Genomic DNA, 26,047 nt, shown 5'->3' on the forward strand with positions numbered 1-26,047 from the left:
ACGCCCGGTTACATTTCGAACCCGGAAGCTAAGCCTTTCAGCGCCGATGGTACTGCAGGGGGGACCCTGTGGGAGAGTAGGACGCCGCCGAACAATCATTGTGGGGGAGCCCCGCACCTTATGGTGCGGGGCTTTTCTGCGTTTACGGGTCTTTTCGGTGGCCGTGCCGTGAGGGGCCGCATTCTCCCGCGGCCCCTCACGGGCCGCCGGAGAAGCGGGGAAGACGGCTCAGAGACGGCCGGCGGCCTTCAGGGCCAGATAGGCGTCGGCGAGGGCCGGGGCCAGTTCCTCCGGGACCGCGTCCACGACCGTCACCCCGTGACGGGCCAACTGCTCGGCCGTCCGCAGGCGTTGCTGTCGGGCCTGGACGCCCGCGGCCGCCTCGTACACCGCGTCCACCGAACCCCGGGCGGCCGCCATCTCCGCGATGCGGGGATCCGCCACCGAGGCCACCAGGACCGAATGCCGGGCCGTGAGCTGCGGGAGCACCGGCAGCAGGGCCTCCTCCACGGGAGCCGACTCCAGGCTCGTCAGCAGGACCACCAGGGAACGGCGCGGAGCACTGCTCAGCACCGTGGACACCATCGACCGGGTGTCCGTCTCCACCAGCTCCGGCTCCAGCGGGGCCATGGCCTCGACCAGAGCGGGCAGTAGGTCCCGTGCGGACCGGCCCTGGACGCGGGCCCGGACCTTGCGGTCGAAGGCCAGCAGGTCCACGCGGTCGCCGGCGCGGGAGGCGAGGGCGGCCAACAGCAGGGCCGCGTCCATCGCCGAGTCCAGGCGGGGGGCGTCACCGACCCGGCCCGCGGCCGTCCGGCCGGTATCCAGGCAGATGAGGACGTGGCGGTCCCGCTCGGGCCGCCACGTGCGGACGGCCACCCGGTGCTGCCGGGCCGTGGCCCGCCAGTCGATGGAACGGGTGTCGTCCCCGGGCACGTAGTCCCGCAGGCTGTCGAACTCGGTGCCCTCACCGCGCGTCAGGACGCTGGTGCGGCCGTCCAGTTCACGGAGGCGGGCCAGCTTCGACGGCAGGTGGCGGCGGCTCGTGAAGGCGGGCAGGACCCGGACCCGCCACGGCACCTCGTGGTGTCCCTGCCGGGCCAGCAGACCCAGCGGGCCGTACGAGCGGATCGTCACCCGGTCCGCCTCGCGGTCACCGCGCCGGACCGGTCGCAGCCGGGTCGTCAGGCGGCGGCGCTCGCCCGCCGGGACCGTCACCCGGTGCCGGGAGGCCGAGGGCTCCGTGCCGGGCGGCCAACTCGACGGCGGCCAGGCGTCCCGGATGCGGGCCCGCAGGGTCCGGCCGCTCGGGTTCGTGACCGTCAGGTGCACCTCGGCCTCCTCGCCCAGCCGCACCGAGGACGCGCCCGAGCGCTCCAGCCGCAGCGACCGGACGGGCGCCGCCAAGGCGTAGTCGCAGGCGCAGGCCAGGGCCAGCGGGCCGTTCACGGCGAGGACGCCCGCCCAGCTCGGCTCCAGGAGACCGATCGGGAGGGCGCCGAGGGCCGCCAGCAGGGCGGCGCGTCCGGTGAGGGCCATCAGCGGGGCACGGGGACGTGGGTCAGGATCGCCTGGATCACCGCGTCGGCGGTGACCCCCTCCATCTCGGCCTCGGGGCGGAGCTGGACGCGGTGCCGCAGGGTGGGCAGGGCCAGGGCCTTCACGTCGTCGGGGATGACGTAGTCGCGGCCGGTCAGCCAGGCCCAGGCGCGGGCCGTCGACAGCAGGGCCGTAGCGCCGCGCGGGGACACGCCCAGGGTGAGGGAGGGCGATTCGCGGGTGGCGCGGCAGACGTCCACCACGTACCCGGTGATCTCGGGGGAGACCGTGGTGCGGGCCACGGCGCGGCGGGCCGCTTCGAGCTCGGCGGGTCCGGCGGCGGGGCGCAGCCCGGCGGCCTTCAGGTCGCGGGGGTCGAAGCCGGCGGCGTGCCGGGTGAGGACGTCGATCTCCGCCTCGCGGGAGGGGAGGGGGACGTTCAGCTTGAGCAGGAAGCGGTCCAGCTGGGCCTCGGGGAGGGGGTAGGTGCCCTCGTACTCGACGGGGTTCTGGGTGGCGGCGACGAGGAAGGGTTCCGGCAGGTGGCGGGGGGTGCCGTCGACGGTGACCTGGCGTTCCTCCATGGCCTCCAGGAGGGAGGACTGGGTCTTGGGAGGGGTGCGGTTGATCTCGTCGGCGAGGAGCAGGTTCGTGAAGACCGGGCCCTCCTGGAAGGAGAACTCGGCGCTGCGGGAGTCGAAGACGAGGGAGCCGGTGACGTCGCTGGGCATCAGGTCAGGGGTGAACTGCACCCGCTTGGTGTCCAGGGACAGGGCGGCCGCGAGGGAGCGGACCAGGAGGGTCTTGGCGACGCCGGGGGTGCCTTCGAGGAGGACGTGGCCGCGGCAGAGCAGGGCGACGACGAGGCCCGTCACGGCCGGGTCCTGGCCCACGACGGCCTTCCCGATCTCGGTGCGCAGGGCCTCCAGGGAGGCGCGGGCGGCTTCGGGGGAGACCTGCGGTCCGCCGGGGGTGGCGTCGGCGGGTTCGGCGGGCTGGGCCGTCATGAGGTGCGGACCTCTCTTTCGAGGGCGTCGAGTCGTTCGGTGAGCGCGAGCAGGGCCGCGTCGTCGGTGGGCGGCGGGCCGAAGAGGAGGGCCGCCGGGTCGTCGGTGGCGCCGCCGGTGGCGGTCGCGGTGCGGCGGGCCGAGACGGCGGGCAGCAGGACCGCCGGGTCGTGGGCGCGGGCGGCGGGTACGCCGAGGACGGTGGCGAGCCGGCCGCGGGTCGCGGTGCGGAGCACGGTCGCGGCGCGGTCGCGGGCGTCGGCCGCGCGGTAGAGGCGGGCGCGGCCCTCGGCGGCCTCGGCGGCCGGGACCACGACGGGCAGCGGCTCGGTGACCAGGGGGCCCAGGCGGCGGGCCCGCCAGAGGGCGGCGAGCACCGCGGCCACGGCCAGTTGGAGGAGGGCCCAGTTCCAGCCGTCGGGGACGAGGTCCGTGAAGGACTTCCGGGCGACCTGGTCGGGGTCGGTGAGGGCCGGGTCGTCGAGGGAGGGCAGGTACCAGACCAGGTCCGGTCGGGAGCCGAGGAGTTGGAGGGCGAGGGAGGCGTTGCCCTGCTCGGCGAGGTTCTCGTTGAGGAGGGGGGCGGGGGAGCCGAGGAGGACGGTCTCCCCGGCGGTACGGGAGGGGCCGGGGAGCAGCAGGAGGGTCGCGGAGCCGTCGGCGGGGTAGCAGGGGACCGCGCCGGGGCGGGCGTCGGTGTAGCGGGGGCCGTCCCCGGTGGCCGCGCTGCCGGCGCGTCGGGCCGCCGGCAGGGGGCAGTCCGGTGCGAGGACGGTGTCGCCGGCGGGCGGGTGGCCGGTGGTGCCGGGGGCCAGGGCGGCGAGGGAGGCGACGGGGGCGAGGAGGACGGTGCGTCCGCCGGACAGGTCCATGGCCGCCTTGAGGCGGGTCTGCTGGGCGGGGCCGAGGAGGTCGGGGACGGTGACCAGGAGGGTGGTGCCGGGGCCTGCGGCGGCGGCCGCTTCGGCGGTGGTGGTGACCACGCGGGTGCGGACGCCTGCGCGGGCCAGAAGTTCGGCGACGGCGCGGCTGCCCTGCGGGTCGGCGGAGCGGGGGTCGAGGGTGCCGTGGCGGGTTCCGGTGCGGAACAGGGCGAGGAGGAGTCCGGCGAGGACGAGGACGACGGCCGCGAGGACCAGGCCGCGGTGGTCGCGCCACAGGTCGGCGGGGCGGCGGGTGCGGTCGGTGGGGGCGGGGTCCGTGGCCGGAGGGTGCGGGGCCGGGGCGGTACGGGTCACGGGGCTCCTCCCGGGGCGGGGTGGACACGGGTGCGGCCGGGGGCCGTGTGCCGTCGGTGGGGGTGCGGGGCGGGGTCCGTGGCCGGGGGCGCGGCGGAGGTGCGGGTCATGACGGGGGGAGGAGCGGGGTCGTGACGGCGAGGGCCTGGTCGAGGTCGCGGATGCGCTCGTACGCGGCCCGGGTGGCGGGGCGGGAGCCGTAGGTGACCTCGTCGAAGGTGCGGGCGGCCGCGTGGAGCCCGGCAGTGTGGGCGGGCAGGGTACGGGCGGCCTCCGCGGCGGCCTCGTCGGCGGTGCGGCCGGGGCGGGGGTCGAGGAGGGTCCGTTCCTCCAGGGCGCGGACCAGGGCGCGCATCCGTTCCCGGATGGCTCCGTCCCAGCGGCCCGCCGCGGCGTGCGCCTCGGCGGCGGCCCGGTGCTCGGCCGCGCTGCGGGGGCCCGTCTCGAAGAGGCCGGGTGTGCCGGTGGGGAGGTGGCGGGGGGTGCCGAGGCGCCACCAGAGGGCGGCCGTGAGGAGGACCGCGACGAGGACCACGGCGATGAGTCCGGCGGTGCCGCCGGGGGTGGCGCCCGCGGCGGCGTCCAGGGCGTCGGCGACCCAGTCCCAGAAGGCGCGCAGGGCGCGTTCGAAGAGGCCCGGGTCGTTCTCGTGGTAGATCGGCCGGAGCAGTTCGGTCTCGGCCGCTTCCCGGGCGGGGACCCGCGGTGTGGTCACCGGCGGGACCTCGGCCCCGGTGGGACCGGCCGCGAGCGGTACGCGGCCGGTCCGTCCCCCCGTGACGTGCACCGTGTCAGCTCCCCGTGGTGCCGGGGTGTGGACCGGGGCCGCCGTAGTTCTCCAGGCCGGCGGCGCGGGCCAGTTCGAGGTCGAGGGCCTCGCGGCGGATCCGCTGGTCGATGTAGAGCAGGACGGTGACGCCCGCGGTGATCGGCAGCGTGACGGTGAAGGCGATCACGGAGCCGATGCCGGCGATGATCAGGAAGGCCCAGCCGAGCTCGCCGGTGCCGTTGACGAAGCCGCTGATGCCGTCGCCGGAGACGACCATGCCGATCAGGGAGAAGGGCAGCACGATGATGCCCTGGACGATACTGATCATGATCTGGGCCAGTACGGAGATGCCGAAGATCCGCCACCAGGAGCCGTTGACGAGCTTCGCGGAGCGGCCCAGGGCCTTGCCGATGCCCTGCTTCTCCAGCATCAGGGCGGGGGAGGCCAGTGCGAAGCGGATCCACAGCCAGGTCGCGACGCCGACGCCGATGGCGCCGCCGAGGAAGGCCAGGCCCAGGCTCTGGGTGAGGAGGCCGGGCAGGAGGCCGACGCCGATGACGGCGACCACCATCAGGGCGAGCAGCAGGGTCATCCCGAAGAGGGGGAGAAGTCGGGGGCGGGCCTCGCGCCAGACGGTGCCGATGTCGGAGGGCTTGCCGAGCACGGCGCGGCTGAAGACCATCGTGAGCATGGCCGTGGCGACGACGGTGCCGAGCAGGGTGACGGCGGCGGCCAGGCCGCTGCTGGCCAGGCTCGCCTGCATCTGGTCGAGGGCCGCGTCCACGTCGCCGGGTTCGGCGGCGGGGGCGGTGCCGTCCAGGGCGAACCCCTGGATCAGGGTGATGACGAGCTGGGCGACGATGCCGAGGGCGAGGGAGATGCCCAGGACGGTCCGCCAGTAGCGGCGCATGGTGGTGACCGCGCCGTCGAGGATCTCGCCGACCGCGAGCGGCCGCAGCGGGATGATGCCGGGCTTGGCGGCGGGCGGGGCGCCCCAGCCGCCGGCCTGCGGGCCGTTGGGGTACGGGGTGCCCCAGCCCTGCTGCGGGGTGCCGGAGCGGGCCCAGCCGCGGCCGGCGTCGGGCGCGGGGGGCTGAGGTGCGGGGCCCTGGGCGGGGCCGGGGGTGCCCGTACCGTCGGGGGCGGGGGCGGACCACTGGCCCGGCGGGGGCTGCTCCTTGGACCAGCGGGGGCCGGGTGCGGCGGAAGCGTCCTCCGGGGCCGGAGTGCCGTCCTGACCGGCGGCGGGCGCCGCGGGCTCGGGGCGGTCGCCTTCGGACGGGGAGGATCCGGGCGAAGCCCAGCCCGGAGAGTCGTTCATCATCGCTCCTTCGTGGCGCCCGGTTCGGGGGCGAGGCGCTGGTCGGCTGCCATCGTGCCATGCGGGGTCCGGGGGCGGACCGGCCCGTGTCCCCCTTCGTCACCCTCTTCCCCCGCGCACCTTCTCTTGATCCCCGGCAGCGGGCAGACTGGAGGACCGGAAATCACCCCGGGCGACCGTGCGGGAACGGGCGGTCGCGGGGCTGTGTGCCAGCTCACCGCCAGGTAACGATTAGCTAATGGGATGATGTCAACCATGAAGGGACGCGTCCTTGTCGTCGACGACGACACCGCGCTGGCCGAGATGCTCGGCATCGTGCTGCGTGGAGAAGGTTTCGAGCCGTCGTTCGTCGCCGACGGCGACCGGGCATTGGCGGCATTTCGCGAGGCCAAACCGGATCTGGTGTTGCTCGACCTCATGCTGCCCGGACGGGACGGCATAGAGGTCTGCCGGCTGATCCGGGCCGAGTCCGGGGTGCCGATCGTGATGCTCACGGCGAAGAGCGACACGGTGGACGTGGTCGTGGGCCTGGAGTCCGGGGCCGACGACTACATCGTGAAGCCGTTCAAGCCGAAGGAGCTGGTCGCGCGGATCCGGGCCCGGCTGCGGCGCTCCGAGGAGCCCGCGCCGGAGCAGCTGACCATCGGTGACCTGGTCATCGACGTGGCCGGGCACTCGGTGAAGCGGGACGGGGCGGCGATCGCGCTGACCCCGCTGGAGTTCGACCTGCTGGTCGCGCTCGCCCGCAAGCCCTGGCAGGTGTTCACCCGCGAGGTGCTCCTGGAGCAGGTGTGGGGCTACCGGCACGCGGCGGACACCCGCCTGGTCAACGTGCACGTCCAGCGGCTGCGCTCCAAGGTCGAGAAGGACCCGGAGCGCCCGGAGATCGTGGTGACCGTCCGTGGCGTCGGCTACAAGGCCGGACCGAGCTGACATGTCCTCCGGCAGGCCCCCGCGGGGCGGCCGGTTGCTCCGCGAAGGCGCACCCGGCGGCTCCGTCCTGCGGCTCTTCGTGCGCTGGGCGCGCAGGCCGCTGCTCCCGGCGGTCCGCTTGTGGCGCCGCAACCTCCAGCTGCGGGTGGTGGCGGGCACCCTCCTGATGTCCCTCGGCGTGGTGCTCCTCCTGGGCTTCGTGGTCATCGCGCAGGTGAGCAAGGGCCTCCTCGACGCCAAGGAGGAGGCCGCGCGGAGCCAGGCGGGCGGCGGATTCGCGGTCGCACAGGAGAAGGCCAGCAACGCGCCCGTGGACACGCCCCCCGAGGGCGGCGCGACCGACGGGCGCAGTGGCCGGAACGCCACCGCGTGGATGAACGACCTCGTGGAGGCGCTGTCCAGCGGTGGGCAGAGCGCCTTCGACGTGGTGGCGCTGGGCGCGGGCAGCGGGGACACCGGTTCCGGGGTGCGCGGTGCGCGCGCCTCGGGCGGGGTGGACCCGACCGCGAGCATCCCGGTGTCGCTGCGGGCCGAGGTGGACAAGGGGGCCGGGGCCTACCTGACCTTCTCGAAGATCCGGTACAGCGAGGGCGAGGGGAAGTCCCCCGAGCCGTCGCTGGTGATCGGCAAACGGCTGACGGACGTCAACGGCGACCCGTACCACCTCTACTACCTCTTCCCGCTGACGCAGGAGGAGGAGTCGCTGAACCTGGTGCGCGGCACCGTGGCGACGGCCGGGCTGTTCGTGGTGGTGCTGCTGGGCGCGATCGCGTGGTTCGTGGTGCGGCAGGTCGTGTCCCCGGTGCGGATGGCCGCGGGGATCGCCGAGCGGCTCTCGGCGGGCCGGCTCCAGGAGCGGATGAAGGTCACCGGGGAGGACGACATCGCCCGGTTGGGCGAGGCGTTCAACAAGATGGCCCAGAACCTCCAGCTGAAGATCCAGCAGCTGGAGGACCTGTCGCGGATGCAGCGGCGGTTCGTCTCCGACGTCTCGCACGAGCTGCGGACGCCGCTGACGACGGTGCGGATGGCCGCGGACGTCATCCACGACGCCCGGGTCGACTTCGACCCGGTGACGGCACGGTCGGCGGAGCTGCTGGCCGGGCAGCTGGACCGGTTCGAGTCGCTGCTCGCGGACCTGCTGGAGATCAGCCGGTTCGACGCGGGCGCGGCGGCCCTGGAGGCCGAGCCGATCGACCTGCGGAACGTCGTGCGCCGGGTCATCGACGGGGCCGAGCCGCTCGCCGAGCGCAAGGGCACCCGGATCCGGGTGCTGGGCGACGCGCAGCCGGTGGTGGCCGAGGCGGACGCCCGCCGCGTGGAGCGGGTGCTGCGGAACCTGGTCGTCAACGCCGTGGAACACGGCGAGGGCCGGGACGTGGTGGTCCGGCTGGCCTCGGCCGGCGGGGCGGTGGCCGTCGCGGTGCGCGACTACGGCGTGGGGCTGAAGCCCGGCGAGGCCACCCGGGTGTTCAACCGCTTCTGGCGGGCGGACCCGGCGCGGGCGCGGACAACCGGTGGTACCGGACTGGGCCTGTCCATCGCCGTGGAGGACGCCCGGCTGCACGGCGGCTGGCTCCAGGCGTGGGGCGAGCCGGGTGGCGGTTCGCAGTTCCGGCTGACGCTGCCGCGGACCGCCGACGAGCCGTTGCGCGGGTCCCCGATCCCGCTGGAGCCGGAGGACTCGCGGGCCGCGCGGGCCCGGACGGAGAGCGCCGCGACGGCCGGGGCGCGCACGGTGCCCGGTCCGCAGCAGCCCGAGCGCGCCGGGGCGGGCCTGGACCCGATACCGCCGCGGCCCACCGGGGCCGTCGCCGTGCCCGCCGACCCGACGGCCCTGCCGGGCAGCGGGGCGCGGGTGGTGCCGCGCACCGCCGCCGAGCCGGAGGGCGCGGAGGGCCGCGGTGCGGCGCGCGGGGCGGTGCCCGAGGAGGCGGCGGCCCGGGCGGCCGGGCCCGGGGGCGGCCGCGCGGAGCGCGCGGACGGAACGGACGGGAAGGACCGGGCGGGTGGACGCTGAGCAGTCGGGGCGTACGGAGCCGGTGCCGGGCGGCACGGGCGGTCCGGACGGGCTCCCGACACCGGACCGGGCCGCGCGGCGGGCCCGCGGACGCGGGCGCGGCCGGGTGCTGCGGGCCGCGGCGGTGCTCGGCTGCGGCGGGCTGCTCCTGGCCGGCTGCGGCTCCATGCCGGACAGCGGGGACATCCAGCCCGTGGACGCCTCCCGGGGCCTGGACTCGCAGGTGCGGGTGTACGCGGTGCCGCCGCCGGACGACGCCACCGTCCCCGAGATCGTCGACGGCTTCCTGGAGGCCATGACGAGCGACGACCCGCAGTTGGCCACGGCCCGCCAGTACCTGACCAAGGAGGCGGCGGAGAAGTGGAAGCCCGAGGCGGGCACCACGGTGCTGACCTCCGGGGCGAACATCACCCTGGCGACCCCGCCCCGGGACCCCGAGAAGGAGCCCCTGGGGGCGCGGGTCCGGCTCACGGGCAAGAAGCTCGCCTCGGTGGACTCCCGCAGCGCCTACCAGCCGGAGACGGGCAGCGGCCGCTACGAGGCCGACCTCCAGCTGGTGAAGAAGGACGGGCAGTGGCGGATCGCCGTGCTGCCGGACGGGCTCGTGCTCGGCAAGTCCGACTTCCAGCGCATCTTCAAGCCGGTGAACAAGTACTACTTCGCCTCGGGGATGCTCGTCCCCGACCCGGTGTACGTGCGCCAGCGGCAGGACCCGGTGTCCCGGATGGACCCGATGACGCAGACCGTGCGGTCCCTGCTGGCCGGGCCCTCGGCCTGGCTGGACCCGGTGGTCACCACCAGCTTCCCGACCGGCACCGCCCTGCGCGAGGGCACTCGGACGCTGACCTACGACGACCAGAACACCCTGCGGGTGCCGCTGAACCGCAAGGCGTCGAACGTGACCTCCCGGCAGTGCCAGAAGATGGGCACCCAGCTGCTGTTCACCGCCCGTGACCTGACCTCCTCGCGGGTCGCGCGGGTGGAGCTGCTCGACGAGGACGGCAAGCGGCCGCTGTGCGCGGTCGACGAGACCTCGGCGAACACGGGGCGGCTGTCCGGGACCCTCCAGCACCAGTACTACGTGGACACCCAACAGCGCCTGGTGCGGATGCAGCTCGGCACCGACGGCGAGGAGATCCCGCGGCCGGCGGAGCAGGTCAACGGCCCGCTGGTGAACTCCGGCCTCAAGGTGGGCCGGGCGGCCGTGGCGCACGACGAGCGGCGGGCCGCGGTCGTCACCGAGAACGGGCACAGCATGTACGTGCTCTCCCTGACCACGGGCGGCCCGCTGGGCAACCCGGTGCTGGAGAGCGCCGCGAACCGGCTGTCGGCGCCCAGCTGGGACGCCCTGGGCGACCTGTGGGTGGCCGACCGGGACCCGGCGAAGCCCGCCCTGTGGCTGCTGCCCGGCGGTACGGGCACCCCGCAGCGGGTGGAGGTGGCCGGGCTGGGCCTGCGCCGGGTGGAGGGCCTGCGGGTGGCCTCGGACGGCGTCCGGATCGCCCTGCTGCTCGCCGACGGCGACCGGCAGACCCTGTACATCGGGCGGATAGAGCGGCCCGAGGGCAGGGGCGACGGCGGCGCCGTGGTGGTGCGCGAACTGCGCCCAGCCGCACCGCAGATGGAACAGGTCACCGCGGTGTCCTGGGCGCCGCGCGGGCGGCTGCTCGTGGTGGGCCGGGAGGCGGGCGGCCTGGTGCAGGCCCGCTACATGCTGGCCGACGGCTCCCCCGTGGTCTCCGGCAGCCTGTCCGGCGCCACCGGGCTGAGCGCGATCGCGGCCTCCGAGGACGAGCGGCTGCCGGTGGTGGGCTACTCGGAGGAGGACGGAGTGGTCTGGCTGCCGCCGGGCGCCCAGTGGCGGACGGTCGAGGTGCCGGGGAAGGCCCCGGTGTACCCGGGCTGACCCCGCCGGGACCGGTACGGGTCCCGCCGGGCGCGTCCCCGCCGTGAGCCGGGCGGCCCCCGGCGGCTCCGAGCGGTGTGCGGCCGGGCGGGCCTGGCGTGACGGGTGTGCGGTGCGCTCCGGCGCGCGACCGTGCGCCCCCGAGGAGCGGGGCCGGTGGCCGGCGGTCGCCGAGCGATCGGATCCGGCCGAATTCAGCGGGTTCCGGAGTCGTCCCCGGGCGGTCGCGCACGGCCCCGGGTGGCCGGTCCGGGAGCTTGTCCACAGGGGTCGCGGAGTCGGCCCCCGGCGGGCACAGTGACGGCATGCGGGGGTGGTGGCAGGAGCTCGCCGGGCTGGTCCTGCCCGTGGACTGCGCCGGGTGCGGGCATCCTCGGACGCCGCTGTGCGCGGACTGCGCCCGGGCCCTCCACGGGCACGGCGGCGGGGCCCGGCGGGTCCGGCCGAGGCCCGCGCCGCCGGGGCTGCCCCCGGTGTACGCGGCGGCCCGCTACGAGGGCGCCGTACGGCAGCTGCTGCTCGCCCACAAGGAGCGCGGGGCGCTGGGCCTCGCGGAGGGCCTGGGGCGGGCCCTGGCCCTGGCCGTGACGGCCTCCGTGACCGCTGTGACGGCCGCCGCGGGGCCCGTGGGGCCGCTGGTGCTCGTCCCCGTCCCCTCGGCCCGCCGGGCGGTCCGGGCCCGGGGCCACGATCCGGTGCGGCGGACGGCCGTGGCCGCGGCGGCCCGGCTGCGCGCGGCGGGGCTGTCGGCGCGGGTGGCGCCGGTGCTCCGGCAGCGGCGCCCGGTGGCGGACCAGGCGGGGCTGGGGGCCCGTGAGAGGCGCGCGAACCTCGCGGGGGCCCTGGAGGTGCGGCCGGGGTGCGCGGGGCTGCTGGAGGCGGGCCGGGTGGTGCTGGTGGACGATCTGGTGACCACCGGGGCCACGCTGGCGGAGGCGGCCCGGGCGCTGGCCGCGGGGGCTCCGTCCGGGGGATTCCCGGATCTCCGCGCCGCAGTGGTGGCGGCCCGTCCGGAACCTTTCGAAAAGAATTGGAACTGAACGGATTCGAGCGCCGTTGCAGGTGGTAGGAGGGAAAACACGCCTGATCGGAGGTACGTTCCGGTAGCGGGTGCCGACAACCGTCCCAGCGAGATATGTTCGGTTGTAAGGAAATGGCGAGCCTGGCGCCACGCGTCGGAACGCGGCTTCGGTATCTCCGTGCCTCACGGAGAAGGTGTTCTCTCGACTCTCCGAAGTCGGTGGGGTGGCGATCTCGCCGATGGGGGAGGAGGAGGTGAACGTCGCCAAGTCCGAGGCTCCGGTGCCCACCGGAGTCTGGTGCAAGAGGGAGACGCTTCGCCGACGCGGCGGAGCGATCCGGGAACGGAGTTCTGCGTGGACATCGTCGTCAAGGGCCGCAAGACCGAGGTGCCCGACCGGTTCCGCAAGCACGTGGCCGAGAAGCTGAACCTGGAGAAGATCCAGAAGCTCGACGCCAAGGTGATCAGTCTGGACGTCGAGGTTTCCAAGGAACACAACCCGCGTCAGGCAGACCGTTCCGACCGGGTGGAGATCACCCTTCGTTCGCGCGGTCCCGTGATCCGGGCCGAGGCTTCCGCGGCGGACGCGTACGCGGCGCTCGACCTGGCACAGGACAAGCTGGAGGCCCGGCTGCGCAAGCAGCACGACAAGCGCGGCACCCGCCGCGGAGCGGGCCGCCTTTCGGCCGCCGAGGTCGCCGACGCCGTACCGGACGCGGCGGTCCTCAACGGAAATGGTGAACTCGCTTCGGAAGAGGCCGGAGAGAAGATCCCGACCACGCGGATCGGCTCGCTGGAGATCCAGGGCGAAGGCCCGCTGATCGTCCGCGAGAAGACCCACTCGGCCGCCCCGATGACGCTCGACCAGGCGCTCTACGAAATGGAACTGGTCGGGCACGATTTCTATCTGTTCGTCGACGCCGACACCAAGCAGCCCAGCGTGGTGTATCGCCGCCACGCGTACGACTACGGCGTGATCCACCTGGACGCCGACAGCGCCTCCACCTCGGAAGAGGCCCGCGGCGCGGGCGGCGCGCTGGGCGGCTGACCGCCCCGGGCCCACCGCTCGACGGGCGGTGACCGACCCACCCCTACGGTGCCTCCGGGAGCGCCCCGCGCGTGCCCGGAGGCATCTGTATGCAGCCACACGGCGCACCGCGCTGTCGCCCGGGCATGGAATCATGTCGGGCAGCCAACCGGCCTGTGCGGGGATCCGGTTGATGAGCACGAGCACGTGAACTTCGGGGCCGCGGCCCGCAGGGGGAGGAACGATGGCGGACAGCTTCGGTCCGGTGCGCGACACCGACCGGCCCGCCCCGGGCGGGGAGCCGATCCGGGTGCTCGTCGTGGACGACCACGCCCTCTTCCGCCGCGGGCTGGAGATCGTCCTCGCGCAGGAGGAGGACATCCAGGTCGTCGGGGAGGCCGGGGACGGCGCCGAAGCCGTGGACAAGGCCGCCGACCTGCTGCCCGACATCGTGCTGATGGACGTGCGGATGCCCCGGCGCGGCGGCATCGAAGCCTGCACCTCCATCAAGGAGGTGGCCCCCTCCGCCAAGATCATCATGTTGACGATCAGCGACGAGGAAGCCGACCTCTACGACGCCATCAAGGCCGGGGCCACCGGATACCTCCTCAAGGAGATCTCCACCGACGAGGTGGCCACCGCGATCCGGGCCGTGGCCGACGGCCAGTCCCAGATCAGCCCCTCCATGGCCTCCAAGCTGCTCACCGAGTTCAAGTCGATGATCCAGCGCACCGACGAACGGCGCCTGGTGCCCGCCCCCCGGCTCACCGACCGCGAGCTGGAGGTCCTCAAGCTCGTGGCCACCGGCAAGAACAACCGGGACATCGCCAAACAGCTCTTCATCTCCGAGAACACCGTGAAGAACCACGTCCGCAACATCCTGGAGAAGCTCCAACTGCACTCCCGGATGGAGGCCGTGGTCTACGCGATGCGCGAGAAGATCCTCGAAATCCGCTGAGCTCCGTCCCGCGGCGGTCGGGGCGGGACGGAGTCGCGCGGTCAGAAGAGCGCGGCCACCTCGGCGGTGACGGCCTCGGCCTCGGCGGGCGTGGTCGCCCGCTCCACCCGCACCTCGGTGCAGCCCACCCACGCGGCCGCCTCGTGCAGGGCCCGGGCCACGTCCGGGGCCGCCTTCGGGGAGACCAGCGACAGCTGCCGGGCCACCAGGGTCCGGCCCTCCCGCGCCGGGTCCACCCGGCCCACCAGCTCCCCGCCGGCCAGCACCGGCATCGTGAAGTACCCGTGCACCCGCTGGGCCTTGGGCACGTACGCCTCCAGCCGGTGGGTGAAGCCGAAGATCCGCTCCGTCCGGGCCCGGTCCCAGATCAGCGAGTCGAAGGGGGACAGCAGGGTGGTGCGGTGCCGTCCGCGCGGGGCCTCCGCCAGGGCCGCCGGATCCGCCCAGGCGGCCTTGGCCCAGCCCTCCACCTCCACCGGGACCAGTCCCGAGGACTCGATCACGGCGTCCACCTCGGTGCCCTTGAGCCGGTGGTAGTCGGCCAGGTCGGCCCGGGTGCCCACGCCCAGCGAGCGGCCCGCCAGGCCCACCAGGCGGCGCAGGCACTCCTCGTCCGTCAGGTCGTCGTGGAACAGCTCGGCCGGAACGGCCCGTTCCGCGAGGTCGTAGACCCGCTTCCAGCCGCGCCGTTCGGTGCAGACCACCTCGCCCACGTCCAGCAGCCACTCCACGGCGATCTTGGTCTCGGACCAGTCGTACCACTCGCCGCCGTTCTTGGCGCCGCCCAGCTCCGAGGCGGTCAGCGGGCCCTCCGCGGCCAGCCGCTCCAGCACCGTCTTGGTGGAGCGGTCCTTGTCCTCCAGCAGGTGCCAGCGGTGGCCCCGGGCCCGGCGCACCCGGCGCCGGAAGGCGAACTGCGGCCACTCCTCGATCGGCAGGATGCAGGCGGCGTGCGACCAGTACTCGAAGGCGTGCTGCTCCGTCCAGTACGCCCTCTCCACCGTCTCCCGGCCCACCGCGCCCAGCCGGGCGTAGGCGATCAGCTCGTGGGAGCGGGCCAGCACCGAGATGGTGTCGAGCTGGACGGCGCCCAGGTGCCGGAGCAGTCCCCGGACCCCCGCCTTGCGGTCCGGGGCCCCCAGGAACCCTTGGGCGCGCAGGGCGATCCTGCGGGCCTCGGCTGCGGACAGGGACACGACGGGCTGCGGCGCGGAGGTCATGGCCGCACCCTAGAGGTCGGCGCCGACAATGACCCCGGCGGCGACGGGAGAAAGTCAGGTGGCCCCCGCCCCCTCCCGCGGTCCGGTGGGATCCGGTCAGGCCACGGGCGCGGGCAGGTACGGGAGCAGCGAGGGCAGACCCAGGTCGGAGGGGAGCAGCCCGCCCACCCAGCCGTCCCGCCAGGTGCCGCGGACGGGGAGGCCGGCCCGCAGGACGCCCTCCACGCGGAAGCCCGCCCGCTCCGCGACGGCCTTCGATCCGGTGTTGCCGACCTCGGCCCGCCACTCCACGCGCCCGGCGCCGAGCGCGGTGAAGGCCCAGCGGCAGACCTCGGTGACGGCCTCCAGGGTGTGGCCCCGGCCGCGCTGCTCGGGGGCGGCCCAGTAGCCGATCTCGTACTGGGCGGGTCCGTGGACGTGCAGGCCGACCGCCCCGGTCAGGGCGCCGGAGGCGGTGTGCCGGACGGCGAACCCGTACTCGGTGTCCTGGCGCCAGCCGGCCGGGGAGATCTCCTCGCACCAGGCGCGGGCCTCTTCGGGGCCGTAGGGCACGGGCACCGAGGTCCAGCGCTGGACGGCCGGGTCCTGGCAGGCCGCGAGGGCCTCCGCGGCGTCGGCGGGGGCCCAGGGCGCGAGGGTCAGCCGGGCGGTGGTCAGGGTGACGGGTTCCATGTCCGGATTATCCGGAGAGGGGGGTCGGGCGGCGAACAGTTTTCGGGGCACCCGGCACCTTCCAGGACTCCCGTCCGTTCTCATTTCCGGGCGACCGTTCCCCTGCGGTGACGGCGGACCTCCCGACGCGACCATGTCCTCGCTTACGATGACGGTTGCGGTGGGGCCCACCTGCCGTGCCCGTGTACGAACCAGTGCTCAGGCCCGACCGGCAAGGAGACCAGCCCCAGTGTCCGTCTTCAACAAGCTCATGCGTGCAGGCGAAGGCAAGATCCTGCGCAAACTGCACCGCATCGCGGACCAGGTCAACTCCATCGAAGAGGATTTCGTCAACCTCTCCGACGCCGAGTTGCGGGCGCTCACGGACGAGTACAAGGAGCGCTTCCAGAACGGCGAGAGCCTGGACGACCTGCTGCCCGAGGCCTTCGCCACGGTCCGCGAGGCCGCCAAGCGCGTCCTGGGCCAGCGCCACTACGACGTCCAGCTCATGGGCGGCGCCGCCCTGCACCTCGGCTACGTGGCCGAGATGAAGACCGGTGAGGGCAAGACCCTCGTCGGCACGCTCCCGGCGTACCTGAACGCGCTGTCCGGCAAGGGCGTCCACCTGATCACGGTGAACGACTACCTGGCCGAGCGCGACTCCGAGATGATGGGCCGGGTCCACAAGTTCCTCGGCCTGAACGTCGGCTGCATCCTGGCGAACATGTCCCCGGCGCAGCGCCGCGAGATGTACGCCTGCGACATCACCTACGGCACGAACAACGAGTTCGGCTTCGACTACCTGCGCGACAACATGGCCTGGTCGAAGGACGAGCTGGTGCAGCGCGGCCACAACTTCGCCGTGGTCGACGAGGTCGACTCCATCCTCGTCGACGAGGCCCGCACCCCGCTGATCATCTCCGGCCCCGCCGACCAGGCCACGAAGTGGTACGGCGACTTCGCGAAGCTGGTGACGCGCCTCACCAAGGGCGAGCCCGGCCAGCCGCTGAAGGGCATCGAGGAGACCGGCGACTACGAGGTCGACGAGAAGAAGCGCACCGTCGGCATCCACGAGACCGGTGTCGCGAAGGTCGAGGACTGGCTCGGCATCGACAACCTCTACGAGTCGGTGAACACCCCCCTCGTCGGGTACCTGAACAACGCCATCAAGGCGAAGGAACTGTTCAAGAAGGACAAGGACTACGTCGTCATCGACGGCGAGGTCATGATCGTCGACGAGCACACCGGCCGTATCCTCGCCGGTCGCCGTTACAACGAGGGCATGCACCAGGCGATCGAGGCGAAGGAAGGGGTGGACATCAAGGACGAGAACCAGACCCTCGCCACGATCACCCTGCAGAACTTCTTCCGCCTGTACTCGAAGCTGTCCGGCATGACCGGTACGGCCATGACCGAGGCCGCCGAGTTCCACCAGATCTACAAGCTGGGCGTCGTGCCGATCCCGACGAACCGGCCCATGCAGCGCAAGGACCAGGCGGACCTGATCTACCGCACCGAGGTCGCCAAGTTCGCGGCGGTCGTCGACGACATCGCGGAGAAGCACGAGAAGGGCCAGCCGATCCTGGTCGGCACCACCTCGGTCGAGAAGTCCGAGTACCTCTCGCAGCAGCTGTCCAAGCGCGGTGTCCCGCACGAGGTCCTCAACGCCAAGCAGCACGACCGCGAGGCGAGCATCGTCGCCCAGGCCGGTCGTCGCGGCGCGGTCACGGTCGCCACGAACATGGCCGGCCGCGGTACGGACATCAAGCTCGGCGGCAACCCGGACGACCTCGCCGAGGCGGAGCTGCGCCAGCGCGGCCTCGACCCGGAGGAGCACATCGAGGAGTGGGCGCACGCCCTGCCCGAGGCGCTCGCCAAGGCCGAGGGTGCCGTGAAGGCGGAGTTCGAGGAGGTCAAGTCGCTCGGCGGCCTGTACGTCCTGGGCACCGAGCGGCACGAGTCCCGCCGCATCGACAACCAGCTCCGCGGTCGTTCCGGCCGTCAGGGCGACCCGGGCGAGTCCCGGTTCTACCTCTCCCTCGGTGACGACCTGATGCGCCTGTTCAAGGCGCAGATGGTCGAGCGCGTGATGGCCATGGCCAACGTGCCGGACGACGTGCCGATCGAGAACAAGATGGTCACGCGGGCGATCGCCTCCGCCCAGTCGCAGGTCGAGACGCAGAACTTCGAGACCCGCAAGAACGTCCTCAAGTACGACGAGGTCCTCAACCGTCAGCGCGAGGTCATCTACGGCGAGCGGCGCCGCGTCCTGGAGGGCGAGGACCTCCAGGAGCAGATCCGCCACTTCATGGACGACACCATCGACGCCTATATCCAGGCCGAGACGGTCGAGGGCTTCGCCGAGGAGTGGGACCTGGACCGGCTGTGGAGCGCCTTCAAGCAGCTCTACCCGGTGAAGGCCACCGTGGACGAGCTGGAGGACGCGGCCGGCGAGCGGGCGGGCATCACCGCCGAGTTCATCGCCGAGACGGTCAAGGAGGACATCCACGAGCAGTACGACGCCCGTGAGAAGCAGCTCGGCTCGGAGGTCATGCGCGAGCTGGAGCGGCGCGTGGTCCTCTCGGTGCTGGACCGCAAGTGGCGCGAGCACCTCTACGAGATGGACTACCTCCAGGAGGGCATCGGCCTGCGGGCCATGGCGCAGAAGGACCCGCTGGTCGAGTACCAGCGCGAGGGCTTCGACATGTTCAACGCCATGATGGAGGGCATCAAGGAGGAGTCCGTCGGCTACCTGTTCAACCTGGAGGTCCAGGTCGAGCAGCAGGTCGAGGAGGTCCCCGTCGCCGACTCCGTGGACCTGCCCGCGCAGGAGTCCCGTCCGGAGATCCGTGCCAAGGGCCTGGAGGCCCCGCAGCGCAAGGACCGCCTGCACTTCTCCGCCCCCAGCGTGGACGGCGAGGGCGGCGTGGTCGAGGGCGACTTCCAGGACACCGTGCCCGAGGGTGACGGCCTGACCCGCGCCGAGCGCCGCAAGGCGCAGCGCGCGGCCGGTGGGCGTCGCCGCAAGAAGTAGGGGTCGCGGCCGTCCGCGGCGCGTGACCACCGGCAGGGGCCGGGCACCCGAGGGGTGTCCGGCCCCTGCCGCGTTCCCGGCTCCCGGCGCGGGGCGGTCGGCGGTCACGCGCGGGGGCCGATCTCGACGGCGGCGCAGCGCCAGCGCAGGTCGCGGCCCTGCTCCAGGCGGAAGGCCATGGCGCTGACCCGGTCGCCCGCGCCGATCCGGGCGAAGGCTTCGATGACCCCGGGGGCGGGGTGGGCGAGGTCGCAGTGGCGGACCAGGGGGCGTCGGGCGTCCGCGGGACGCAGCGGGGTCTGCGGGGCGAGGCACACCAGCTGTTCGTAGGCGGCGCCGACGGTGTGGCCGAGCAGCCAGTGCACGGGGCGCTGGCCGCTGAGGACGGCCAGGAGCTGTTCGGCGAACCAGTAGTGCGGCTTGATCTGGCGCGGCACGCGCGGTCCGTGCGGACGGACCGGCGGGCGGCGCTGGTCGAGGCGTCCGGAGGGCCGGGTGCGGGTCATGGGATCCCCCTGGGGTACCGGGCGGTAACTTGGTCGGTGATCTTCTACGGGCGGTTCGTGACCGAAAGCAATCAGCCGTCCGGGAAGCTCCCGGAGGGCCCCCGTTTCACCTATCCGAGTGGCCCGGAGACGGTTCGGCGGGGGCCCGCGGGAGGCGCGCGGAGCCGGGTGGACGCGGGCCCGGACCGGCCCGGGGCCCCGAAGGGGGACCGGCGCCCGTATCCTGAATCCGTTCCCGACGACGGAAAGTGACCGGCCATGCGCGTGTACGTCCCCCTGACCCTTCCCGGGCTCGCCGAGGCGCACGGGGCGGGCGAGCTGGCCCCGGCCCCGCTGCGCGCCTACGCCGTGACCCCGGGCCTGCGCGAGTGGTACGTCTCGGACGACATCGAGGAGCTGGAGTACGCGGCCCTGGGCCGGGCCGCGCTGGCCTCCCTGCGGCTCGTCGCCGCCGACCCGGCGGCCGCCCGCCGCCGCGTGGTCCTGGCCCTGGACGTGCCGGACAAGGCCGCCGCCGCGGTGCCCGGCGTGGACGAGGCCACCCTCGGTCAGGTCACCGTGGACGCCGTGGTCCGGCTGACCGCCGCCGGCGCCGTGCACGTGGACGCCGACGAGGCCGAGAAGGACGTGGCCGCCGCGGCCGGGGCGCTGGCCGCCGCCGACGCCGGGGACGACGACGCGCAGTTCACGGTGGACGGCGCCGAGGACCACGAGCTGCTCTGGTTCGGGATCCAGGAGATCCCCAACCTGATCGCCTGACCGGGCCGGGTACCGTCTTCCCCATGGGGAAGCAGACCGGGAACACGCAGGACACGGCCGCGCGGGACGGACGGGGGGCGGCGGGTGCGCCGCACCTGGTCTGGGACTGGAACGGCACCCTCCTGCACGACATCCACGCCGTGATCGAGGCCACCAACGCCTCCTTCGCGGAGCTCGGGCTGGCCCCGATCACCCTGGAGCGGTACCGCGAGCTGTACACCGTCCCGGTGCCGAAGTTCTACGAGCGGCTGATGGGGCGCCTGCCCACGGACGCCGAGTGGCTGGTCATGGACGAGACCTTCCACCGCCACTACTGGGCCTTCGCGGAGGACTCCGGGCTCACCGAGGGCGCCCGCGAACTGCTCGGCGACTGGCAGCGCTCCGGCCGCACCCAGTCCCTGCTCTCCCTCGCCCCGCACGAGAGGCTGCTGCCCCTGGTGCGGGCCCACGGGATCGACGGGAACTTCGTCCGCGTGGACGGCCGGACCGGCCCCTCCCACACCACCAAGGCCGGACACCTGGTGCGCCACCTCGCGGCCCTGGACGGGGTCACCGCGGCCCGTACCGTCCTGATCGGGGACGCCGTGGACGACGCCCTCGCGGCCGCCCACGTGGGGGCCCGGGCGGTCCTGTACACCGGCGGTTCACACAGCCGGAGCAGTCTGGCCGTGGCGGGGGTCCCGGTGGTGGACACCCTCGCCGAGGCCGTCCACACCGCTGCGGAACTGGCTCAATAGTCACGGGAGGGTTCCCGGGCCCCGCGTCGCTGTCCAGAGTGTCAAACTTCCCCCCCTGGTTTTGTACACATACAGCTCATGACGGCGCGGGGGGATGTGGGGATAGCCTGGACCCGTGATCAGCGCGATATTCCTCGGGGGCGCCGAAGCCCCCGGACTGCGCCCGGAGTGCTCCCGCACCCGGGCCCTCGCTGATTCCCGCCGCTGGGACCGGCAGCCAGGGAAGTCGATCTTGGCTGAAAGTGTTCCGGCGTTTTCCTTTTACGGCATAGCGTCGGGACCGACCGAAACCCGGCGTCGCGGCGCTACGTCACTTCCTTCACCTACGTCACGCAACGGCGCGCGACAGGAGCCATGAGGACATGCAGACCAAGCTGGACGAAGCCAAGGCCGAGCTGCTCGTACGGGCGGCCCGGGTAGCTGAGAACAGCCCGGCCGGGGGGCTACTTCCGACTGGGACCGAGCAGACCGAGCGCCCCGACCGGGACACGGTGCTCTCCTACCTCCAGCGCTACTACCTGCACACCGCCCCCGAGGACCTCACCGACCGGGACCCGGTGGACGTCTTCGGCGCGGCCCTCTCGCACTACCGCCTCGCGGAGAACCGCCCCCAGGGCACCGCGAGCGTCCGCGTGCACACCCCGACCGTCGAGGAGAACGGCTGGACCTCCAGCCACTCCGTCGTCGAGGTCGTCACCGACGACATGCCCTTCCTCGTGGACTCCGTCACCAACGAGCTCTCCCGCCAGGGCCGCGGCATCCACGTCGTGATCCACCCGCAGGTGGTCGTCCGCCGCGACGTCACCGGCAAGCTCATCGAGATCCTCGGCCCCGACTGCGACGCGCACGGCCCCCGGACCCAGCGCCCCCACGACTCCCTCGTCGAGTCCTGGATCCACGTCGAGATCGACCGCGAGACCGACCGGGCCGACCTCAAGCAGATCACCGCCGACCTGCTCCGCGTCCTGTCCGACGTCCGTGAGGCCGTCGAGGACTGGGAGAAGATGCGCGAGGCCGCGCTCCGCATCGCCGAGGAACTCCCCACCGAGCCCAGCCCCGAGGACCTGCGCGAGTACGAGCAGGAAGAGGCCCGCGAGCTGCTGCGCTGGCTGGCCGACGACCACTTCACCTTCCTCGGCTTCCGCGAGTACAACCTCGTCGACGGGGACGCCCTCGCCGCCGTGCCCGGAACCGGCCTCGGCATCCTGCGCTCCGACCCGCAGCACGCCACCGAGGACGGCCACCACGGCCACCCGATCTCCCCCTCCTTCAACCGGCTCCCCGCCGACGCCCGCGCCAAGGCCCGCGAGCACAAGCTGCTCGTCCTCACCAAGGCCAACAGCCGCGCCACCGTGCACCGCCCCAGCTACCTCGACTACGTCGGCGTCAAGAAGTTCGACGCCGAGGGCAACGTCGTCGGCGAGCGCCGCTTCCTCGGCCTCTTCTCCTCGGCCGCCTACACCGAGTCCGTGCGCCGCGTGCCGGTCATCCGCCGCAAGGTCGCCGAGGTCCTGGAGCAGGCCGGATTCTCCCCGTCCAGCCACGACGGCCGCGACCTCCTCCAGATCCTGGAGACCTACCCGCGCGACGAGCTGTTCCAGACCCCCGTCGACAAGCTCCGCGAGATCGTCACCTCGGTCCTCTACCTCCAGGAACGCCGCCGCCTGCGGCTCTACCTGCGCCAGGACGAGTACGGCCGCTACTACTCGGCCCTCGTCTACCTGCCCCGCGACCGCTACACCACCGGCGTCCGGCTGCGGATCATCGACATCCTGAAGGAGGAGCTCGGCGGCACCAGCGTCGACTTCACCGCCTGGAACACCGAATCGATTCTCTCCCGCCTGCACTTCGTCGTCCGGGTCGCTCCGGGCACCGAGCTCTCCGACCTCACCGAGGCCGACGCCGAGCGCATCGAGGCCCGGCTCGTCGAGGCCGCCCGCTCCTGGTCCGACGGCTTCCAGGAAGCCCTGGTCGCCGAACTCGGCGAGGAGCGCGCCGCCGAACTGCTGCGCCGCTACGGCTCCTCCTTCTCCGAGGGCTACAAGTCCGACCACTCGCCGCGCTCCGCCGTCGCCGACCTGGTCCACCTGGAACGCCTCAAGGCCGGCGCCAGCGACTTCGCGCTCTCCCTCTACGAGCCCGTCAACGCCGGCCCCGGCGAGCGCCGCTTCAAGATCTACCGCCAGGGCGACCCGGTCTCCCTCTCCGCCGTCCTCCCGGTCCTCAACCGCCTCGGCGTCGAGGTCATCGACGAGCGCCCCTACGAACTGCGCTGCGCCGACCGCGCCCAGGCGTGGATCTACGACTTCGGCCTGCGGATGCCCGGCAACGGCACCCTCGGCGACGACGGCCGCGAGCGCTTCCAGGAGGCCTTCGCCGCCGTCTGGCAGGGCCGCGCGGAGAACGACAACTTCAACACCCTCGTCCTGGAGGCCGGTCTCACCTGGCGCCAGGCCGTGGTCCTGCGCGCCTACGCCAAGTACCTCCGCCAGGCCGGCGCCACCTTCAGCCAGGACTACATGGAGGACACCCTCCGCAACAACGTCCACACCACCCGGCTGCTGGTCTCCCTCTTCGAGGCCCGGATGTCCCCCGGCCGCCAGTCCGCGGGCACCGAGCTGATCGACGCCATGCTGGAGGAGCTCGACGGGGCCCTGGACCAGGTCGCCTCCCTCGACGAGGACCGCATCCTGCGCTCCTTCCTCACCGTCATCAAGGCCACCCTGCGCACCAACTTCTTCCAGACCGACAGCGCGGGCGAGCCCCACTCCTACGTCTCGATGAAGTTCGACCCGCAGGCCATCCCGGACCTGCCGGCCCCGCGCCCCGCCTTCGAGATCTGGGTCTACTCCCCGCGCGTCGAGGGCGTCCACCTGCGCTTCGGCAAGGTCGCCCGCGGCGGTCTGCGCTGGTCCGACCGGCGCGAGGACTTCCGCACCGAGATCCTCGGCCTGGTCAAGGCGCAGATGGTGAAGAACACCGTCATCGTGCCCGTGGGCGCCAAGGGCGGCTTCGTCGCGAAGAACCTCCCCGACCCCTCGGTGGACCGCGACGCCTGGCTGGCCGAGGGCATCGCCTCGTACAAGATCTTCATCTCGGCGCTGCTCGACATCACCGACAACATGGTCGCGGGCGAGGTCGTGCCCCCGCAGGGCGTGGTCCGCCACGACGAGGACGACACCTACCTCGTCGTCGCCGCCGACAAGGGCACCGCGACCTTCTCCGACATCGCCAACGGCGTGGCCGAGTCCTACGGCTTCTGGCTGGGCGACGCCTTCGCCTCCGGCGGCTCCGCCGGCTACGACCACAAGGGCATGGGCATCACCGCCCGCGGCGCCTGGGAGTCCGTCAAGCGGCACTTCCGCGAGCTGGGCCACGACACCCAGACCGAGGACTTCACCGTCGTCGGCGTCGGCGACATGTCCGGCGACGTCTTCGGCAACGGCATGCTGCTCTCCGAGCACATCCGCCTGGTCGCCGCCTTCGACCACCGCCACATCTTCATCGACCCGAACCCGGACGCGGCCGTCTCCTACGCCGAGCGTCGCCGCCTCTTCGAGCTGCCCCGCTCCTCCTGGGCCGACTACGACACCTCGCTGCTGTCCGCGGGCGGTGGCATCCACCCGCGCACCGCGAAGTCCATCCCGGTCAACGCCCAGATCCGGGAGGCCCTCGGCATCGAGGCGGGCGTCACCAAGCTGACCCCGGCCGAGCTGATGCAGGCCGTCCTCAAGGCCCCCGTGGACCTGCTGTGGAACGGCGGCATCGGCACCTACGTCAAGGCGGCCGGCGAGAGCCACGCCGACGTCGGCGACAAGGCCAACGACGCCATCCGCGTGGACGGAGCCGACCTCCGCGTCAAGGTGGTCGGCGAGGGCGGCAACCTGGGCCTGACCCAGCTCGGCCGCATCGAGTTCGCGCACGTCGGCGCGGGCGGCGAGGGCGGCAAGGTCAACACCGACGCCATCGACAACAGCGCGGGCGTGGACACCTCCGACCACGAGGTGAACATCAAGATCCTGCTCAACGCCGTCGTCGCCGACGGGGACATGACCGTCAAGCAGCGCAACAAGCTGCTCGCGGAGATGACCGACGAGGTCGGCCGGCTGGTGCTGCGCAACAACTACGCGCAGAACACCGCCCTGGCCAACGGCGCCGCCCAGTCCGCCAGCCTGCTCCACGCCCAGCAGCGCTTCATGCGCCGCCTGGGCCGTGACGGACTGCTCGACCGGGCCCTGGAGTTCCTGCCCAACGACCGGCAGATCCGCGAACTGCTCAACAACGAGAAGGGCCTCAGCCAGCCCGAGCTGGCCGTCCTGCTCGCCTACACGAAGATCACCACCGCCGACGAGCTGATCGTCACCGGCCTGCCGGACGACCCGTACCTGCGCGGCTCCCTGCACGAGTACTTCCCGCAGGCGCTGCGCGAGCGGTTCGGCGACCAGATCGACGCGCACGCCCTGCGCCGCGAGATCATCACCACGCTGCTCGTGAACGACACCGTCAACACCGGTGGCTCCACGATGATCCACCGGTTCCGCGAGGAGACCGGGGCCTCGGTGGAGGAGATCGTCCGGGCCCAGCTCGCGGCCCGCGAGATCTTCGGCCTGGCCGCCGTGTGGGAGGCCGTGGAGGGCCTGGACAACCGGGTCGCGGCCGACGTCCAGACCCGGATCCGGCTGCACTCCCGCCGCCTGGTCGAGCGCGGCACCCGCTGGCTGCTCAACAACCGCCCGCAGCCGCTGGAGATCACCGAGACCATCGAGTTCTTCAGCGAGCGGGTGGCGAAGGTCTGGGACGAGCTGCCCAAGCTGGTGCGCGGCGCCGACCTGGAGTGGTACGAGCTGGTCCGGGACGAGCTGACCGGGGCCGGGGTGCCGGACGAGCTGGCCGCGAAGGTGGCCGGTTTCTCCTCCGCCTTCCCGACCCTGGACATCGTGGCCATCGCGGACCGGTCCGGGAAGGACCCGCTGGAGGTCGCCGAGGTCTACTACGACCTGGCCGACCGCCTCTCCATCACCCAGCTGATGGACCGGATCATCGAGCTGCCGCGCAGCGACCGCTGGCAGTCCATGGCCCGCGCCTCCATCCGTGAGGACCTCTTCGCCGCGCACGCCGGACTGACCTCCGACGTGCTGGCGGCGGGCGAGGGCGACGCCTCCCCGGAGGAGCGGTTCAAGGCCTGGGAGGAGCGCAACGCCGCGATCATCGGGCGGGCCCGGACCACCCTGGAGGAGATCCAGGGCTCGGACGACTTCGACCTGGCCAACCTGTCCGTGGCGATGCGGACCATGCGGACCCTGCTGCGCACGCACACGTGAGCGGCTGAGTTCCCCGCCTGAGGACACGGAAGGGCCCGGACCGGTGACGGTCCGGGCCCTTCCCGCGTCCGAGGCCCCCG

Annotated in this window: 18 protein-coding genes and 1 rRNA gene; 11 read left to right on the forward strand and 8 right to left on the reverse strand. The window is 73.1% G+C overall.

Features of this window, described 5'->3' with window-relative positions:
* Positions 1-93 (forward strand): 5S ribosomal RNA (gene rrf, locus ABTZ17_RS05815); the annotation flags it as partial.
* A 135-nt stretch (positions 94-228) separates the two neighbouring features.
* Here rrf and ABTZ17_RS05820 read toward each other — a convergent pair.
* The 5 genes from ABTZ17_RS05820 to ABTZ17_RS05840 form a co-directional block, all read right to left on the reverse strand.
* Complete coding sequence (locus ABTZ17_RS05820) at positions 229-1,539, reverse strand: DUF58 domain-containing protein (protein ID WP_352194247.1); 1,311 nt, start codon at positions 1,537-1,539, stop codon at positions 229-231.
* Positions 1,539-2,546, reverse strand: a complete 1,008-nt coding sequence (locus ABTZ17_RS05825; RefSeq protein ID WP_352194248.1) for an AAA family ATPase — start codon at positions 2,544-2,546, stop codon at positions 1,539-1,541. The genes ABTZ17_RS05820 and ABTZ17_RS05825 overlap by 1 nt, the downstream gene beginning before the upstream one ends.
* Positions 2,543-3,784: a DUF4350 domain-containing protein gene (locus ABTZ17_RS05830; protein WP_502994604.1), complete on the reverse strand. Its 1,242-nt coding sequence runs from the start codon at positions 3,782-3,784 to the stop codon at positions 2,543-2,545. Before ABTZ17_RS05830 ends, ABTZ17_RS05825 begins: the two co-directional genes overlap by 4 nt.
* A gap of 106 nt (positions 3,785-3,890) precedes the next feature.
* Positions 3,891-4,571: a DUF4129 domain-containing protein gene (locus ABTZ17_RS05835; RefSeq protein WP_502994605.1), complete on the reverse strand. Its 681-nt coding sequence runs from the start codon at positions 4,569-4,571 to the stop codon at positions 3,891-3,893.
* A 4-nt stretch (positions 4,572-4,575) separates the two neighbouring features.
* Positions 4,576-5,874 carry a DUF7544 domain-containing protein gene (locus ABTZ17_RS05840; RefSeq protein WP_352194250.1) on the reverse strand — a complete coding sequence of 433 codons (1,299 nt, stop codon included), beginning with the start codon at positions 5,872-5,874 and terminating at the stop codon, positions 4,576-4,578.
* A gap of 243 nt (positions 5,875-6,117) precedes the next feature.
* On the opposite strand from ABTZ17_RS05840, the gene mtrA reads away from it, so the two are divergent.
* The 6 genes from mtrA to ABTZ17_RS05870 all read left to right on the forward strand — a co-directional run bounded on the left by mtrA (position 6,118) and on the right by ABTZ17_RS05870 (position 13,739).
* Positions 6,118-6,807, forward strand: a complete 690-nt coding sequence (gene mtrA / locus ABTZ17_RS05845; RefSeq protein ID WP_352194251.1) for a two-component system response regulator MtrA — start codon at positions 6,118-6,120, stop codon at positions 6,805-6,807.
* Between the two features lies 1 nt (position 6,808).
* Positions 6,809-8,827: an MtrAB system histidine kinase MtrB gene (gene mtrB / locus ABTZ17_RS05850; RefSeq protein ID WP_352194252.1), complete on the forward strand. Its 2,019-nt coding sequence runs from the start codon at positions 6,809-6,811 to the stop codon at positions 8,825-8,827.
* On the forward strand, positions 8,817-10,733 hold the full coding sequence (locus ABTZ17_RS05855) for an LpqB family beta-propeller domain-containing protein (RefSeq protein WP_352194253.1): 1,917 nt from the start codon (positions 8,817-8,819) through the stop codon (positions 10,731-10,733). The genes mtrB and ABTZ17_RS05855 overlap by 11 nt, the downstream gene beginning before the upstream one ends.
* A 305-nt stretch (positions 10,734-11,038) precedes the next feature.
* Positions 11,039-11,773 carry a ComF family protein gene (locus tag ABTZ17_RS05860; protein ID WP_352194254.1) on the forward strand — a complete coding sequence of 245 codons (735 nt, stop codon included), beginning with the start codon at positions 11,039-11,041 and terminating at the stop codon, positions 11,771-11,773.
* A 336-nt stretch (positions 11,774-12,109) separates the two neighbouring features.
* Entirely contained in the window at positions 12,110-12,802 is a 693-nt protein-coding gene (gene hpf / locus ABTZ17_RS05865; protein ID WP_502994606.1) for a ribosome hibernation-promoting factor, HPF/YfiA family, read from the forward strand.
* 223 nt (positions 12,803-13,025) lie between these two features.
* Positions 13,026-13,739, forward strand: a complete 714-nt coding sequence (locus tag ABTZ17_RS05870; protein WP_352194256.1) for a response regulator — start codon at positions 13,026-13,028, stop codon at positions 13,737-13,739.
* Positions 13,740-13,780: 41 nt separating this feature from the next.
* Here the strand turns inward: ABTZ17_RS05870 and ABTZ17_RS05875 are convergent, their stop codons facing one another.
* Both ABTZ17_RS05875 and ABTZ17_RS05880 read right to left on the reverse strand, forming a co-directional pair.
* Positions 13,781-14,959, reverse strand: a complete 1,179-nt coding sequence (locus tag ABTZ17_RS05875; RefSeq protein WP_352194257.1) for a winged helix-turn-helix domain-containing protein — start codon at positions 14,957-14,959, stop codon at positions 13,781-13,783.
* Between the two features lie 96 nt (positions 14,960-15,055).
* Complete coding sequence (locus tag ABTZ17_RS05880) at positions 15,056-15,631, reverse strand: GNAT family N-acetyltransferase (protein ID WP_352194258.1); 576 nt, start codon at positions 15,629-15,631, stop codon at positions 15,056-15,058.
* Between the two features lie 229 nt (positions 15,632-15,860).
* Between ABTZ17_RS05880 and secA the strand changes: the two genes are divergently transcribed.
* Positions 15,861-18,644: a preprotein translocase subunit SecA gene (gene secA / locus ABTZ17_RS05885; protein WP_352194259.1), complete on the forward strand. Its 2,784-nt coding sequence runs from the start codon at positions 15,861-15,863 to the stop codon at positions 18,642-18,644.
* Between the two features lie 104 nt (positions 18,645-18,748).
* On the opposite strand, the gene ABTZ17_RS05890 is transcribed toward secA, so the two are convergent.
* Positions 18,749-19,150 carry an Rv3235 family protein gene (locus tag ABTZ17_RS05890; RefSeq protein WP_352194260.1) on the reverse strand — a complete coding sequence of 134 codons (402 nt, stop codon included), beginning with the start codon at positions 19,148-19,150 and terminating at the stop codon, positions 18,749-18,751.
* A 258-nt stretch (positions 19,151-19,408) separates the two neighbouring features.
* On the opposite strand from ABTZ17_RS05890, the gene ABTZ17_RS05895 reads away from it, so the two are divergent.
* From ABTZ17_RS05895 to ABTZ17_RS05905, 3 genes are all read left to right on the forward strand, one after another.
* Entirely contained in the window at positions 19,409-19,909 is a 501-nt protein-coding gene (locus tag ABTZ17_RS05895; RefSeq protein ID WP_352194261.1) for a DUF6912 family protein, read from the forward strand.
* 23 nt (positions 19,910-19,932) lie between these two features.
* Complete coding sequence (locus ABTZ17_RS05900; RefSeq protein ID WP_352194262.1) at positions 19,933-20,646, forward strand: HAD family hydrolase; 714 nt, start codon at positions 19,933-19,935, stop codon at positions 20,644-20,646.
* A gap of 362 nt (positions 20,647-21,008) precedes the next feature.
* Positions 21,009-25,967 carry an NAD-glutamate dehydrogenase gene (locus ABTZ17_RS05905; protein ID WP_352194263.1) on the forward strand — a complete coding sequence of 1,653 codons (4,959 nt, stop codon included), beginning with the start codon at positions 21,009-21,011 and terminating at the stop codon, positions 25,965-25,967.
* Positions 25,968-26,047: the final 80 nt, after the last annotated feature.

The organism is Streptomyces sp. NPDC097619 (genome assembly GCF_040302735.1).
Lineage (GTDB): Bacteria > Actinomycetota > Actinomycetes > Streptomycetales > Streptomycetaceae > Streptomyces.

What these genes read in the sequence shown, in the direction of transcription:
- ABTZ17_RS05820 (WP_352194247.1), bottom strand. Translation starts at nt 1,539, where the DNA reads ATGGCCCTCACCGGACGCGCCGCCCTGCTGGCGGCCCTCGGCGCCCTC.
- ABTZ17_RS05840 (WP_352194250.1), bottom strand. Translation starts at nt 5,874, where the DNA reads ATGAACGACTCTCCGGGCTGGGCTTCGCCCGGATCCTCCCCGTCCGAA.
- ABTZ17_RS05875 (WP_352194257.1), bottom strand. Translation starts at nt 14,959, where the DNA reads ATGACCTCCGCGCCGCAGCCCGTCGTGTCCCTGTCCGCAGCCGAGGCC.
- ABTZ17_RS05905 (WP_352194263.1), top strand. Translation starts at nt 21,009, where the DNA reads ATGCAGACCAAGCTGGACGAAGCCAAGGCCGAGCTGCTCGTACGGGCG.
- mtrB (WP_352194252.1), top strand. Translation starts at nt 6,809, where the DNA reads ATGTCCTCCGGCAGGCCCCCGCGGGGCGGCCGGTTGCTCCGCGAAGGC.
- ABTZ17_RS05860 (WP_352194254.1), top strand. Translation starts at nt 11,039, where the DNA reads ATGCGGGGGTGGTGGCAGGAGCTCGCCGGGCTGGTCCTGCCCGTGGAC.
- ABTZ17_RS05870 (WP_352194256.1), top strand. Translation starts at nt 13,026, where the DNA reads ATGGCGGACAGCTTCGGTCCGGTGCGCGACACCGACCGGCCCGCCCCG.
- ABTZ17_RS05880 (WP_352194258.1), bottom strand. Translation starts at nt 15,631, where the DNA reads ATGGAACCCGTCACCCTGACCACCGCCCGGCTGACCCTCGCGCCCTGG.
- mtrA (WP_352194251.1), top strand. Translation starts at nt 6,118, where the DNA reads ATGATGTCAACCATGAAGGGACGCGTCCTTGTCGTCGACGACGACACC.
- ABTZ17_RS05895 (WP_352194261.1), top strand. Translation starts at nt 19,409, where the DNA reads ATGCGCGTGTACGTCCCCCTGACCCTTCCCGGGCTCGCCGAGGCGCAC.
- ABTZ17_RS05890 (WP_352194260.1), bottom strand. Translation starts at nt 19,150, where the DNA reads ATGACCCGCACCCGGCCCTCCGGACGCCTCGACCAGCGCCGCCCGCCG.
- ABTZ17_RS05825 (WP_352194248.1), bottom strand. Translation starts at nt 2,546, where the DNA reads ATGACGGCCCAGCCCGCCGAACCCGCCGACGCCACCCCCGGCGGACCG.
- ABTZ17_RS05900 (WP_352194262.1), top strand. Translation starts at nt 19,933, where the DNA reads ATGGGGAAGCAGACCGGGAACACGCAGGACACGGCCGCGCGGGACGGA.